This window comes from Tritonibacter horizontis (genome assembly GCF_001518015.1).
Lineage (GTDB): Bacteria > Pseudomonadota > Alphaproteobacteria > Rhodobacterales > Rhodobacteraceae > Epibacterium > Epibacterium horizontis.
Window position 1 is genome coordinate 16,908 of sequence record NZ_LPUY01000088.1, and the last position, 13,223, is coordinate 30,130.

The 13,223-nt window shown below is 62.3% G+C and carries 14 protein-coding genes; 4 read left to right on the forward strand and 10 right to left on the reverse strand.

The annotated features are described in order from the left end of the window. Positions 1–247 precede the first annotated feature (247 nt). The 6 genes from mltG to fabD all read right to left on the reverse strand — a co-directional run bounded on the left by mltG (position 248) and on the right by fabD (position 6,422). Positions 248–1,396, reverse strand: a complete 1,149-nt coding sequence (gene mltG / locus TRIHO_RS16920; protein ID WP_068246384.1) for an endolytic transglycosylase MltG — start codon at positions 1,394–1,396, stop codon at positions 248–250. 1 nt (position 1,397) lies between these two features. Beyond that, positions 1,398–2,666, reverse strand: coding sequence for a beta-ketoacyl-ACP synthase II (gene fabF / locus TRIHO_RS16925; protein ID WP_068246387.1), 1,269 nt, complete (start codon positions 2,664–2,666; stop codon positions 1,398–1,400). 587 nt (positions 2,667–3,253) lie between these two features. After that, on the reverse strand, positions 3,254–3,997 hold the full coding sequence (locus TRIHO_RS16930) for a 1-(5-phosphoribosyl)-5-[(5-phosphoribosylamino)methylideneamino]imidazole-4-carboxamide isomerase (RefSeq protein WP_068246390.1): 744 nt from the start codon (positions 3,995–3,997) through the stop codon (positions 3,254–3,256). A 184-nt stretch (positions 3,998–4,181) separates the two neighbouring features. Continuing rightward, entirely contained in the window at positions 4,182–4,415 is a 234-nt protein-coding gene (locus tag TRIHO_RS16935; protein ID WP_005645147.1) for an acyl carrier protein, read from the reverse strand. 237 nt (positions 4,416–4,652) lie between these two features. After that, positions 4,653–5,390: a 3-oxoacyl-[acyl-carrier-protein] reductase gene (fabG, locus tag TRIHO_RS16940; protein ID WP_068246393.1), complete on the reverse strand. Its 738-nt coding sequence runs from the start codon at positions 5,388–5,390 to the stop codon at positions 4,653–4,655. A gap of 96 nt (positions 5,391–5,486) precedes the next feature. Next, a complete protein-coding gene (fabD, locus tag TRIHO_RS16945; protein WP_068246396.1) occupies positions 5,487–6,422 on the reverse strand; it encodes an ACP S-malonyltransferase in 936 nt (311 codons plus the stop codon). Between the two features lie 200 nt (positions 6,423–6,622). Between fabD and TRIHO_RS16950 the strand changes: the two genes are divergently transcribed. Beyond that, positions 6,623–7,852 carry a cytochrome b/b6 domain-containing protein gene (locus tag TRIHO_RS16950; RefSeq protein WP_068246397.1) on the forward strand — a complete coding sequence of 410 codons (1,230 nt, stop codon included), beginning with the start codon at positions 6,623–6,625 and terminating at the stop codon, positions 7,850–7,852. Between the two features lie 92 nt (positions 7,853–7,944). Here the strand turns inward: TRIHO_RS16950 and TRIHO_RS16955 are convergent, their stop codons facing one another. From TRIHO_RS16955 to TRIHO_RS16965, 3 genes are all read right to left on the reverse strand, one after another. Then, a complete protein-coding gene (locus tag TRIHO_RS16955; protein WP_068246398.1) occupies positions 7,945–8,727 on the reverse strand; it encodes a type 2 periplasmic-binding domain-containing protein in 783 nt (260 codons plus the stop codon). A 132-nt stretch (positions 8,728–8,859) separates the two neighbouring features. Beyond that, positions 8,860–9,624: a carbohydrate ABC transporter permease gene (locus tag TRIHO_RS16960; RefSeq protein ID WP_232367819.1), complete on the reverse strand. Its 765-nt coding sequence runs from the start codon at positions 9,622–9,624 to the stop codon at positions 8,860–8,862. A gap of 161 nt (positions 9,625–9,785) precedes the next feature. Further along, positions 9,786–10,361 (reverse strand): YceI family protein, encoded by a 576-nt coding sequence (locus TRIHO_RS16965; RefSeq protein WP_068246405.1) that lies wholly within the window; start codon positions 10,359–10,361, stop codon positions 9,786–9,788. Between the two features lie 491 nt (positions 10,362–10,852). Between TRIHO_RS16965 and rpsF the strand changes: the two genes are divergently transcribed. From rpsF to rplI, 3 genes are read left to right on the forward strand one after another with little or no spacing between them, the layout of a single operon-like run. Then, positions 10,853–11,221 carry a 30S ribosomal protein S6 gene (rpsF, locus tag TRIHO_RS16970; protein WP_068246408.1) on the forward strand — a complete coding sequence of 123 codons (369 nt, stop codon included), beginning with the start codon at positions 10,853–10,855 and terminating at the stop codon, positions 11,219–11,221. 28 nt (positions 11,222–11,249) lie between these two features. Next, a complete protein-coding gene (gene rpsR / locus TRIHO_RS16975) occupies positions 11,250–11,477 on the forward strand; it encodes a 30S ribosomal protein S18 (RefSeq protein ID WP_068246410.1) in 228 nt (75 codons plus the stop codon). Positions 11,478–11,489: 12 nt separating this feature from the next. Continuing rightward, complete coding sequence (gene rplI / locus TRIHO_RS16980) at positions 11,490–12,116, forward strand: 50S ribosomal protein L9 (protein WP_068246412.1); 627 nt, start codon at positions 11,490–11,492, stop codon at positions 12,114–12,116. Between the two features lie 87 nt (positions 12,117–12,203). Here the strand turns inward: rplI and TRIHO_RS16985 are convergent, their stop codons facing one another. Beyond that, on the reverse strand, positions 12,204–13,055 hold the full coding sequence (locus TRIHO_RS16985; protein ID WP_068246413.1) for a flagellin N-terminal helical domain-containing protein: 852 nt from the start codon (positions 13,053–13,055) through the stop codon (positions 12,204–12,206). Between the last annotated feature and the right edge of the window lie 168 nt (positions 13,056–13,223).

The window sequence follows — 13,223 nt, forward strand, 5'->3', positions numbered from 1 at the left end:
CGGCTGCTGATCCTGTTTTAGCACAGGGAGCTAAAGGTCAGATGAGGGGAGCGCGCGGCGCCGGGGCAACACCTGTGCCGCGCGCGCCGGAGCAGAGCGCCGCCGTCGGCAGGTCCGACGGCCTGTCGTCCCGCCGGTCAGCCCGCAAACAGGCCGGCAAACAGGTCAGAAAACCGGCATGAAAAAGGGGGAGCAGACGCCCCCCCTTTTCGGTTCTCTCGGCATGTGTTCCGCCCCGGGGCGGTGCTCAGTTGTTGCCGGCTTCGATCTCGCGCCATTTGGCGACGTTGCGATTGTGCTCTTCCAGCGTTTCGGCAAAGGCATGACCGCCGGTGCCATCCGCGACAAAGAACACATAATCGGTGGTGTCCGGGTTCACCGCTGCAATCAAGCTCTGCAGGCCGGGATTGGCGATCGGCGTTGGCGGCAGCCCCTCGATCACATAGGTGTTCCAAGGGGTTACGCCACGCAGCTCACTTTGCCGCAGGCCGCGGCCCAGCACGCCTTCGCCCTTGGTGACGCCATAGATCACGGTCGGGTCGGTCTGCAGACGCATGCCGCGTTTCAGCCGGTTGGTAAAGACGGAGGCAACCACCCCGCGTTCCTCGGCAACGCCGGTTTCCTTTTCGATGATCGACGCAAGGATCAGCATTTCTTCGGGGGTGGTGACGGCGGCATCCGAGCTGCGGGCCTCCCAGGCATCGGCGATGCGCTTGTCCTGGCGGGCCTGCATTTCGGCCAGCACCGTGGCACGATCCGTACCGGGGCGCACCTCGTAGCTGTCTGGCGCCAGGCTGCCCTCTGGCGGGCGGCGACCAGGGTCACCGTCCAGCACATCCATCGCCTTCAGCGCCTCGACCACCTGCCAGCTGGTCACGCCTTCGGCCAGCGCGATGCGAAACCGGGTGTCGGCCTCGGCTTTTTTCTGCTGGTAGATGGCGGGGGTCTCGTCCACGCCGGGCGTGAATTCCGCCCGTTCGACAAAGGCGTTGGTGGCGGGATCCAGTTCGCGCACCTCGGCCAGAACACGGGTGACACCGACACGATAGACGATCTCCGTCCCGCAGGTGGACGCCCCGCCGCGGGTGATCTGATCGACGATTGTGTCCATCGAGGCACCGGGCGGCACCAGATAGCTGCCGGCCTTGAGCGCGTCGGCCTTGTCGGAATATTTCACCCCGATGCGAAAGACCGCGCCGCTGGACACCGCACCGTCGTCTTCCAACCGGCGGCTGACACGGGACATCGTGCTGCCGCTGGGCACCTGAAAGCAGATGGCGGTGTCGAGGGGGCCCTCGGCGGTGTATTCGTTCTTGCCCCACAGGATGACGCCTGCAAACAGAAAGAGCCCCACGATCAGGATCGTGAGCATGTTCGAGGCCAGGCTGCGCCACATATCAGTCGCTCACTTTCCCGAAGACCACCGACGCATTGGTGCCGCCGAAGCCGAAGGAGTTGGACAAGGCCACGTTGATTTCGCGCGGGCGCTTGACGTTGGGGGCCAGATCCAGCGGTGTGTCAACTGCCGGATTGTCGAGGTTGATGGTGGGCGGGGCCACCTGATCGCGGATCGCCAGCAGCGAGAAGATCGCCTCGATCGCGCCCGCGGCGCCCAGCAGGTGGCCGGTGGCGGATTTGGTCGAGGACATCGTCGCCTTGGCGGCGGCATCGCCCAGCAGGCGCTCGACCGCGCCCAATTCGATGGTGTCGGCCATGGTCGAGGTGCCATGAGCGTTGATGTAATCCACCGCCGCAGGCTCCAGGCCCGCGTTTTTCAGGGCGGCGCGCATGGACCGTTCGGCACCATCGCCATCCTCAGACGGCGCGGTGATGTGATAGGCATCGCCGGACATGCCGTAGCCCAGAACCTCGCCATAGATCTTGGCCCCACGGGCCTTGGCGTGTTCGTATTCTTCCAGCACCACGATCCCGGCGCCCTCGCCCATGACGAACCCGTCGCGGTCAGCGTCATAGGGCCGCGAGGCCTTGGTCGGGACATCGGCAAATTTGGTCGACAGCGCCTTGCAGGCGTTGAAACCGGCGATCCCGATTTCGCAGATCGCGGCCTCGGCGCCGCCGGCGATCATCACCTCGGCGTCGCCCGCCCGGATCATCCGCGAGGCATCGCCGATGGCATGGGCACCGGTGGAACAGGCGGTCACCACGGAGTGGTTTGGCCCTTTGAACCCGTAGCGGATCGACACCTGACCGGAGATCAGGTTGATCAGCGCCCCCGGAATAAAGAAGGGAGAGACCCGGCGCACGCCGCGTTCCTTGATCAGCACGGCGGTGTCGGCGATGGAGCTGAGCCCACCGATGCCGGAGCCGATCATCACGCCGGTGCGCAGCAGGCTTTCTTCGTCCTCGGGGGTCCAGCCGGCATCCTTGACCGCCATTTCGGCCGCCGCGATCCCATAGAGGATGAAGTCGTCGATCTTCTTTTGATCTTTCTTGATGACCCAGTCATCGGGGTTGAAGGTCCCGTCGCTGCCATCGCCCCGGCGCACTTCGCAGGCATATGTGGTGGCAACACCGCTGGCGGCCGTATCAAAGCGGGTGATGGGCCCGCCGCCGGACTGGCCGTCCAGAAGCCGCGTCCAGGTCTCCTCCACGCCAGTGGCAAGTGGGGTCACGAGGCCCAGTCCGGTAACAACAACTCGACGCATTCCTTGCTCTCCTCAGACTTAAGCAATTCGTCCACCCAAATAGCTTGGAATGGCCAAAAGGTGCAAGAGCCGGAAGCCACAGCCGGCGAAACCTGCGAAATTGTATTAACTCTGAGTGAAAAATCGCCGAGCCATAAGGGTTTGGTAAGGTTGTTCAGAAAGAGTAAAGGGTGGACGAAGCAAAGAACCGGGGTTCTCCCATATGAGGCTCTTCTCTAAATTCAGGCCGTAGACGGAAGATGCGTCTGCGGCCTGATCTATGTTCTGAGGCTCCGTTCTGCCGCGCCTGAGCGGCCAGACGGTCCCGTCTGTTGCCCCAGATGCTCCGGCCCGCGACACCTAAACATTCAGCCAGACATGCGGCCAGGCGTGCAGCCAGACATACGGCAAGACGTGCAGCGGCCCCGACGCCATATCGCCTGTCGCGTCGCCTGTCGCGCGCCGTCCCCTGTCGCCCTGACCATCGTGTCGCCGCTGAGGTCCTGCCGCCGGTCATAGGCCGACCCTTTACCGCCACCGGTCACAACCTGTTGGCCGGTCTCGCCTGCCCCCTGTGGGTGCAAGGCGGAGCAGAGCCAGCGACCGGGCTAGAGGAACGCCGCCACCGGTTCCGCCTCGGGCTGGGCGGTGTGCAGCGCCTCATGCAGGGTCAGGGTCTTGTTGAACAGCGCCCGCCCGACCAGCGCCCCGGCGATATTGTGAATATACTTCAACCGCGAGATGTCGTCCCGGGCGCGCACCACGCCGCTGGCGATGACCGGCGATTTGGCATGTGCTGCCAGGCTGGAGATCACACCAAGCTGCGCCTCGACATGGCTCGTATCGCTTTCGATGTCGGTCACGAGAATTCCGGCAAAGGGGCTGTCCTCGAAGGCGTCGATAAAGGCTTCGGGCGTCCAGGCCCCGGTCTTGCGCCAGCCTTCGGTCATCACCTGCCCTTGCCAGACATCCACCGCCAGCACGATCTGGTCCGGGTGATACCGCGCCAGCTCTGCCACCGCCGCCGGATCATGGGCGGCCAGGGTGCCGATCACCAGGCGACCGGCGCCTTTTTCAATCCAGTGCTCCGCCCGTTCGCGGGTGCGTATGCCGCCGCCAAGCTGCACCGGGATGCCGACACTGCGGATGATCTCTTCGACCAGCGCCTCATTGCCGGGGTCCCCCTGCACAGCGTTGAAATCAGTCAGATGCATCCAGGCGCAGCCGGCCTCGGCAAAACTGCGGGCCGTGTCCACCGGATCGACATCCCAGATCATCGGCGTGTCGAGGTTGCCCCGGTCGAGCGACACACAGCGCCCGTTCAGCACTTCCATCGTCGGGTAAATCATCATGCTCAGTCACCTCCGCAACGGTCATAATGGTGACGACAGTAGCACAGGATGCAGTGACTGTGGCGTATAGGCTGCGTAAATGGTGCCCACCAGCCGCCCCGGGCGAACAAAAAGCGGCGCTTTCCATCCGGAAAACGCCGCCTTCTAAATCACGAATTCGTGAGGTTTCTCGTCGAGGTCCGGTTCAGGACGCTTCGGAGATGAATTTCACTGCGTCGCCGAAGGTCTGGATGGTCTCGGCCGCGTCGTCCGGGATCTCGATGCCGAACTCTTCTTCGAACGCCATAACCAGCTCAACGGTGTCGAGGCTGTCTGCGCCAAGGTCGTCGATGAAGGAGGCGCTCTCGGTCACTTTGTCCTCTTCCACACCCAGGTGCTCTACAACGATCTTCTTCACGCGATCTGCGACGTCGCTCATGTCTATTCCTCGTTTTTTTCAGGGCAAAGGTGCCCGGTGTTGCCCTTGCCCACTCGGGAGGGATTTCGTTGCCCAAGCGGGCGGTGGGTTCCTCATATCGAATGAGGCCGCGTCAGCATGACGTGACGCCAGCCAACACGAAAGATGGTGGGCCTATAGCACAGACACAAGCCAACGCAAATGGTTTCCACCTTGCGGCGCGGCATTGCCTGTGGCGCTGTCTGGCCGCGCCGAGCCCTAGATCATCGCCATGCCGCCGTTGACATGCAGCGTGGTGCCAGTGACATAGGCGGCCTCGGTGGAGGCGAGATAAAGCACGGCTGCGGCGATCTCTTTCGAATCTCCCATCCGCCCGGCGGGGATCTGGGTCAGGATCGCGTCCTTCTGGGTGTCGTTCAGCTTGTCGGTCATCGCGGTGGCGATGAACCCGGGCGCGACCGCATTCACGGTGATGCCCCGATTGGCGACCTCATAGGCCAGCGATTTGGACATGCCCACCATGCCCGCCTTGGAGGCAGCATAGTTGCCCTGGCCGGGATTGCCGGTGGCCCCCACGATGGACGAGATGTTGATGATCCGGCCCCAGCGGGCTTTCATCATGCCGCGCAGAACTCCCCGGCACAGGCGCATGGTGGAGGTCAGGTTGACGTCCAGCACGCTTTGCCATTCCTCGTCCTTCATCCGCATGAACAGGTTGTCCTTGGTGATGCCGGCATTGTTGACGAGGATATCGACAGAGCCCATCACCTCAGCCGCCTGTTTCGGCAGCGCCTCGACCGCGGTGGCATCCGAGAGGTTGCAGGTGAGCACATGGGCCCGTTCGCCAAGCTCAGCTGCCAGTTCCTGCAGCGGGGCTTCCCGGGTGCCGGAGAGCGCAACAGTCGCCCCCGCTGCGTGCAACGCCCGTGCGATATCGCCGCCGATGCCACCGGAGGCACCGGTAATGAGGGCTGTCTTGCCAGTCAGATCAAACATGTTTTTTTCCTCAAGTCTGTGAACAGGCCGCCCGCGGGGCGGCCGTCGGAATTTTCCCTGCCGCAGGGCCGGCAGATATAGGGGACCGGACCTCGATCAGGCCTCAAGCACGGCTTTGACATCTGCATCGGTGCCGACCTGCCGCGCGGCGAGGTCTCGGTCGATCTTGCGGATCATGCCAGAGAGCGCCTTACCAGCCCCGATTTCCCAGAACTCGGTCACGCCCGCAGCGGCCATCGCCCGCACGCTTTCGCGCCAGCGCACGGAGCCTGTCACCTGCTCGACCAGCAGCGCGCGGATGGTGTCGGGGTCGCTGACGGCGGCGGCGCGGACATTGGCAAAGAGCGGCACGGCAGGGGCGGTGATCGTCACCCCGGCCAGCGCCTCGGCCATGACATCAGCGGCGGGCTGCATCAGCGCGCAGTGGAACGGGGCAGAGACCGGCAGCATCACGGCACGTTTGGCGCCCTTGGCCTTGGCGATTTCGGCGGCGCGTTCCACGGCGGCCTTGTGACCAGAGACCACGACCTGCGTCGGGTCATTGTCATTGGCGGCCTGGACCACTTCCCCCTCGGCGGCGGCCTCGGCGGCGACCTCTTTCACAGCGTCGAAATCCAGCCCCAGGATCGCCGCCATGGCGCCGATCCCCACCGGCACTGCGCTTTGCATCGCTTGGCCGCGGGTGCGCAGCAGACGGGCCGTGTCGGCCAGGCTCAGCGCGCCTGCGGCAGCCAGCGCGGAGTATTCGCCCAAGGAATGGCCCGCCACGCAGGCCGCCTTGGTGATGGTGATCCCTTCGGCCTCCAGCGCGCGCATGGCGGCCAGCGAGGTGGCCATCAGGGCGGGCTGGGCGTTCTGGGTCAGGGTCAGGGTTTCGATATCGCCCTCCCAGATCACATCGCTCAGACGCTCGCCCAGGGCCTCGTCCACTTCATCAAAAACCGCGCGTGCCGCGGGATAGGCCTCTGCCAGGGCCTTGCCCATTCCGATGGTTTGCGCGCCCTGTCCGGGAAAAACGAATGCGATCGACATGGCTGTCCTCATTCATGAAACTGTCGTTCATTGGGGTTTAGACGGGGCTTTGGCGACGTACAAGCATTGGGTTTGGCGAATTTCGCCCCCGTCGCCCGCGCACCTTGGCTGTGCATTCGCGAAGGGCGGCGAATATTGCGCCGCTCTGGCGTGTTGTTAGGGTAAGACGCACCCAGACCATTTCACAGGACCCACGCCCCATGCCCCGCCAAAACACCCCCCAAAGCTATGGCACAGTCGCGAAAAGTTTTCACTGGCTGACTGCGCTGCTGATCCTGTCGGCCTTCCCACTGGGCTATGTCGCGCACAATCTGGCCCACCACATCCAAAGCCCCGCCTTCGACGGCGCGCAGGCGACGATTGATCGCGCCACGTTGCTGTTCTCGCTGCATAAAACCATTGGAGTTGCGGTGTTCTTTACCGCGCTGCTGCGCATACTCTGGGCGCTGACCCAGGAAAAACCCGGTCTGCTGCACCCGGATCGCAAGCTGGAGGCCTGGGCCGCAGAAACCGCGCATTGGGTGCTGTATGGCGCGATGGTGCTGGTGCCACTGTCGGGGTGGATCCATCATGCGGCGGCTGATGGGTTTGCGCCGATCTGGTGGCCCTTTGGTCAATCGCTGCCGCTGGTGCCGAAATCCCTGTTCGTGTCCGACCTGTTCGCCACCATCCATTTTTACGCGATGCTGCTGTTGGGGGCGACCATACTGGCCCATGTGGGCGGCGCCCTGAAGCATCATGTCATCGACAAGGACAGCACCCTGATCCGCATGTTGCCGGGGCGCGCGGCGTTGCCGCAACCGCCGGCGCAGCATCACTCCGCCCTGCCCTTTGTTACCGCACTGGCGGTCTGGCTGGCGGTCCTTGGCGGCAGTGCCGTGCTGTTCCTCAGCACCCATGTCGGCACGCCGACCGCCGTCAGCGGTGGCCAGAGTGCTGCCAGCTCCGGCTGGGCTGTGGACAGCGGCAGGCTCGGGATCGAGGTGGTGCAGATGGGCAGCACCGTCAGCGGCAGCTTCGCGGATTGGAGCGCCGACATCACCTTTGCCGAGCCGGAGGCACCGGGGCCAGCGGGCCGCGTCGCGGTGACCATCGCGATCCCCTCGCTAACGCTGGGATCTGTCACGAAACAGGCCATGGGCGCGGATTACTTTGACGCCGAAACCTATCCGACCGCAGATTTCACCGCCGATATCGTCCAGCTTGACAATGGCGATTACGAGGCCCGCGGCACCCTGACCATTCGCGACCAGAGCGTGCCGACCACCCTGCCCTTCACATTGGAGCTGGACGGCGACACCGCCCGGATGCAGGGGCGCACCACGGTCAGCCGGATGGATTTCAACGTCGGTGCCGGCACCAAGGACGAAGGCACGCTGGCCTATGCCGTGGACATCACGGTCGATCTGGAAGCCACCCGGGTCGAGTGACCCAGGCCCAGTCGAGTGACCCTGCCCCAAACGACCCCTGCCGCGCCTTGGATCAAAGCGCGGCAGGGATGCGGGATCAGTACCGCAGGAGTTTAGTGGCCAAGATACTGATCGCCCAGCGTGTCACGATAGCGGTCCGCCCAGGCGCGGTTGATCGCGGCCAAGGACCCATCGGCGACGGCTTCGGCGTGGCAGCGATTGAAATCCGCCGTCAGCGCCTCCGAGCGGAAATACATCCCGTAATCTGACGGCGCAAAGATCGCCTGGAAGGTGACATCCTGATTGGGATCGAACATCAACTCCCCGGCCTGATCGCGCAGCTGGCGATTGTATTCGGCAAAGATCATGCCATCGCCGATCACCGCATCGACCCGCTGGCCAAAAATCATCCGGCTCTGGCCGATCTGATCGGCGATTTCCTTGTAGCTTTTGAACGCGGGAACGGCGTCCTTCAGCCCCGGAATGATGTCGGACGCGCCCATAAACGCGATCACCGACTGACCCGAAAGCGCCGAGAGGTCGCTGTAGGCCGCACCGTTCTCCGCAAGCGACGACACCCCGTTTTGATACTGGATATAGGCCTCGGTCGCATGGCCGGGCAACGGCATGCCCAGCGGCACGGTCGCCACCGCATCGCCCTTGCCCTGCGCATAGGATTTCCAATGACGGGTAAAGGGCTGGATTTCAAAGGTCACCGTATGACCGCAGCGCTCCATCACCGAGGAAATCACCTCCGCCTCGCGGCCACTGCCATCGCCATTGAACATCGGTGGCAGGTCACCGGCCAGAATGGTCAAGGCCTCGGCGGCGGCGGTGGTGGGCGCCTGCAGGGCAGACAGGGTGACGGCAGTCGCGAGGAAGGTGGCTTTGAACATCGGCTAGGTCCTGATCGTTGGCAGTCGGAAGTGACTTCTGATCAAGCTCTCCCGTGCAGGTTTACGATCCTTTAACAGCGCCCGAAGTTTCCGTTCTGGATGCAAGGCGTTTTAGGCCAAGTTTACACAGGTCTAGTGCAAGCCCGAGGTCAGCCCACGCATCAGCCAGCGTTGGGACGCCAGCAGCACGACGCCGGGCGGCACCATTGCCAGCACCGCAAGCGCCTGCCCCTGCACGGTTCCGGGTCCGGCGCGCGCGACGCCCCCCACCACGGTGACAAGATCCTGCCGCGTGGTCGACAGCATCATCGGCCAGACGTACTGGTTCCACCCCAGGACAAAGAAGATGGCAAACAACGCCGCAACCATCGACACGGACATCGGCAAAAGAATATCCCAGAGACAGCGCAGCGGCCGCGCGCCATCAAGGCGGGCCGCCTCAATCAGCGTCTTTGGCACCTGTTGCAGGAATTGGCGAAAGACCAGCACGCCAAACCCGCTGGCCACAACCGGCAGCACCATGCCCGCGTGGCTGTTCAAAAGCCCCAGCCGGTGGACAATGGCGAAACTGGGCAAGATCCGGGTTTCAATCGGAAAAAACATCGCCAGGAGCATCGCTCCGAAGATCCATTCGCGCCCCGGCACCGGGAAAAACACCAATGCGAAAGCCGCCAACAGCGACAGACCGGTCGCCAGACCCGCAACGCCAAGCGCCAGGAGCAGCGAATTGGCGAACATCCGGCCAAGACCGACATCATAGCCCAGCACCCGCTCTGCCGTGACCAGCAGGCGCAGCTCTGCCCAGACATCGCCCGCAGACAGCAGGGACGCGCCCAAGGTCGCGACCGGCCCCACCATGACGATGCAGCCAACGATCAAAATAAGATGGTCAAACACCCTGGACAAATCGGTAGCCTTTCACATCGAACCGGTGGCCCCAATGCCCTCAGCCAGCCCGGGTTTGTCAACCAAAGGATTGATCGGGATACAAAAACCCACCGACCCGGATCGGATCGGTGGGCAATCTGCAAGATCTGTGAGCTGAAATGCGGGCCGTGTTACTCGGCCTTCATCGCCTCGATCGAGATGGAAACCTGGACTTCGTCGCTGACATAGGGTGCGAACTGGCCCAGGTCGTAGTCAGAGCGCACAAGCGTCGTGGTGGCATCGAAACCAGCCCAGGGTTTGTTTGCCATCGGGTGATCGCCAACCTGGTTCAGCTTTGCGTCCAGGACCACGGATTTGGTCACGCCATTCAGCGTCAGGTCGCCGGTGATCAGCGCCGTGTCGTCGCCTGTCACCTCGATGCCGGTGGAGCTGAAGGTCACCATTTCATCATCGGTGGCACCAAAGAAATCATCGGACATGAAATGCTGCGTGCGCTTTTCCCAGCCAGTGATCATCGATTTCACGGGCATGGAGACCGATACGGTGGAGTTCGCCGGATCTTCCTGATCGAACATGATCTCGCCCTCGAAACCAGAGAACATGCCGGTCCCTGTCGAGAAACCAAGGTGGTTATAGGTGAAGACGATCTGGCTGTGGCTTGCATCCAGCGTGTAGCGTTCCGGCGCGGCAAAAGCAGAGGTGGCGGCGGCGGCTGTCAGCGCGGCGGCGAGCAGGAATTTTTTCATGGGGTTGGACTCCAGTGTCTTGGGTTTGTGTCGATGATTGCAATGTCGGCTATGCGGGGGCGAAGTACTATTCCGCAAAAGCCAACATAGGGTGTTGGTACATGAACACCCAGCCTCGCGAGATTATTCACTGCAGACTCACATCAAGTTGATGGCCCGCGGCTTTGCCGGGTTGCTGGGGGGCACGGCGCCGGGTTCACCGGATTTAAGGCGTGGGATCTGGGGCGCGCTGCCATCGTTCAACCCGTCCCGGCAGGTGGCGGCGGTCGGGGGCCAGATCACCCCCGCCGACAGCAGGCCGCCCCCACCGGGCGTGGAATTGAAAAGCTCTTTTCCGGGTGGCGCGCTGGCGGCTTGCGCTTTGCAGCAAACCCGTCTATGCGGGGGCTTCCTTCCGTATCACTTTGATCCGCGCAGACTCTCGTGGTGGGGCAACGGAAGGCGAATTTGCCCTGCCTATGAAATGCGCCCAGACACAAACAGGAGTTCGCATGCCTTTCTATGAGCATGTTATGATTGCGCGTCAGGACTTGTCCAACACGCAAGCTGAAGGCCTCATCGAACATTTCGGTGCTGTTCTGTCCGACAACGGCGGCAAGCTGGTCGAGCAGGAGTACTGGGGCGTCAAAACGATGGCCTACAAGATCAACAAAAACCGCAAGGGTCACTACGCCTTCCTGAAAACCGACGCACCTGCTTCGGCGGTTCAGGAAATGGAGCGTCTGATGCGCCTGCACGACGACGTCATGCGCGTTCTGACCATCAAGGTCGAAGAACACGCCGAAGGTCCGTCTGTTCAGATGCAGAAACGTGACGAACGCGACCGTGGTGACCGTGGCGACCGCCGCGAGCGCCGCTGATCTTAGCTTGAGAAAAGGACGCTAAATCATGGCAGCCAAACCGTTTTTCCGTCGTCGCAAAGTATGCCCCTTCTCGGGCGACAACGCGCCGAAGATCGACTACAAAGACACCCGTCTTCTGCAGCGCTACATCTCTGAGCGCGGCAAGATCGTTCCCAGCCGTATCACCGCCGTTTCGGCAAAAAAGCAGCGTGAACTGTCCCGTGCGATCAAACGCGCACGTTTCCTCGCCCTGCTGCCCTACGCTGTGAAGTAAGGAGACTGACACATGCAAGTTATCCTTCTTGAACGCGTTGCAAAGCTTGGCCAGATGGGCGACGTCGTCGACGTCAAACCCGGCTTCGCACGCAACTACCTGCTGGCACAGGGCAAGGCCAAGACCGCCTCTGCCGCCAACATCGAGTCTTTTGAAGCCCAGAAAGCGCAGCTTGAAGCCCGCAACCTGGAGACCAAGAAAGAAGCCGAGGCGCTTGGCGAAAAGCTCAGCGGCCAGCAGTTCGTCGTGATTCGCTCTGCCTCCGATGGTGGCAACCTCTACGGCTCCGTCACCACCCGTGACGCGGCTGACGTGGCAACCGAGGAAGGTTTCTCTGTTGACCGCAAGCAGGTCATCATCCGCGAGCCGATCAAAGCGCTGGGTCTGCACATCGCAGAGGTGCATCTGCACCCCGAAGTGATGGTCACCATCGAACTGAACGTCGCCCGTTCCGTCGAAGAAGCAGAGCTTCAGGCCTCCGGCAAGTCCATCCAGGAACTGGCCGCTGAGGAAGAAGCCGCAGCAGAGTTCGAAATCTCCGAACTGTTCGACGATATCGGCAGCGCGGCGTCTGACGATGACGAGGGCGATGCCCCGGTCGCGTCCGACAACGCTTCTGACGAAGACACAACCGCCTGATCAGGCTGATATGTCTTGGATCAATACCGAAGGGCCGCCCCATCCGGGCGGCCCTTTGCTGTTGGCCGGTCCGCGTGCCAGGCCATGTTATTGTCGGAACAGGCTCAGGATCAGGCGCGGCGCATCATTGGCAATGGTCAGCGACTGTATCGCCAGCTCCTGCTGCGTCTTGAGCGCGGCAAGCCGGGCCGAGGCCTCCTCCATATCCGTATCGACCATGGTGGACACCCCCCGCTGCATCGCGTCCGACAGCCGCCCGACGAACTCCGATTGATCCTCCAGCCGTGCCGCAGAGGCGCCGAGGCTTGCCGCACCGGTGATCGCGGTCTGCAGGAAGCCTTCGATTTCAGCCAGGGCAGAGGCGGCAGAGGTGGTGTCGGTGATGGCGGTCAGACTGGCCGTGAGGTCCAGCTGCGCTTCGAAATCGACAGAGTCCACGGTGATTTGGCTGGCGGTGACAGTGCCGCCCGGCCCGACCCGGTTCAATGAGGACAGAATGCCCAATTGGGTGGCGCCGCTGCCGTCCAGATCGGTTGACAGGAGGTTGGCGCCGTTGAATTGCGCGGCAGCAATGATCGCCTCGATCTGTTCGACCTTAGAGGCGATATCGGTCTGAATGGTATCATGATCCACGTTCTCTGACTGGGCAGAGACGATCAATTCCTTGATTTCGGTCAGTTTTTCAACGATCTGCTCGGCACCTGCAGATGCGACGGCAACCGTGGCCTCCCCCAATGCAAGCCCATCCTCGATCGCGCGAAACCCGGCAATGTCGGATTCCATAGTCTTGGAAATTGCCCAGACAGCGGAATTGTCCTTGGCCGATCCAATCCGTTTGCCGGTAGAGATCGAGGTCTGGACATCAGTCAGATCCTCGTTGATGCCTTTGAGAGTACGCAGGGCAACCATCGCCCCAAAATTCGATAAGAGACTGGACATACGTTTATTCCGTCATTCGGGACTGACTTTGGCCCCATTGGTTTACGTCTCCGTTGAGAGACAACAATGCGTCATTCAGACCCTGCCAGCCCTGAAACAGAGCGGCGCCATCTTTGTTGAGATGCTCTTAAACCTTAGTTCAAGAAGTTTACCGGTCCGTTAACGTCA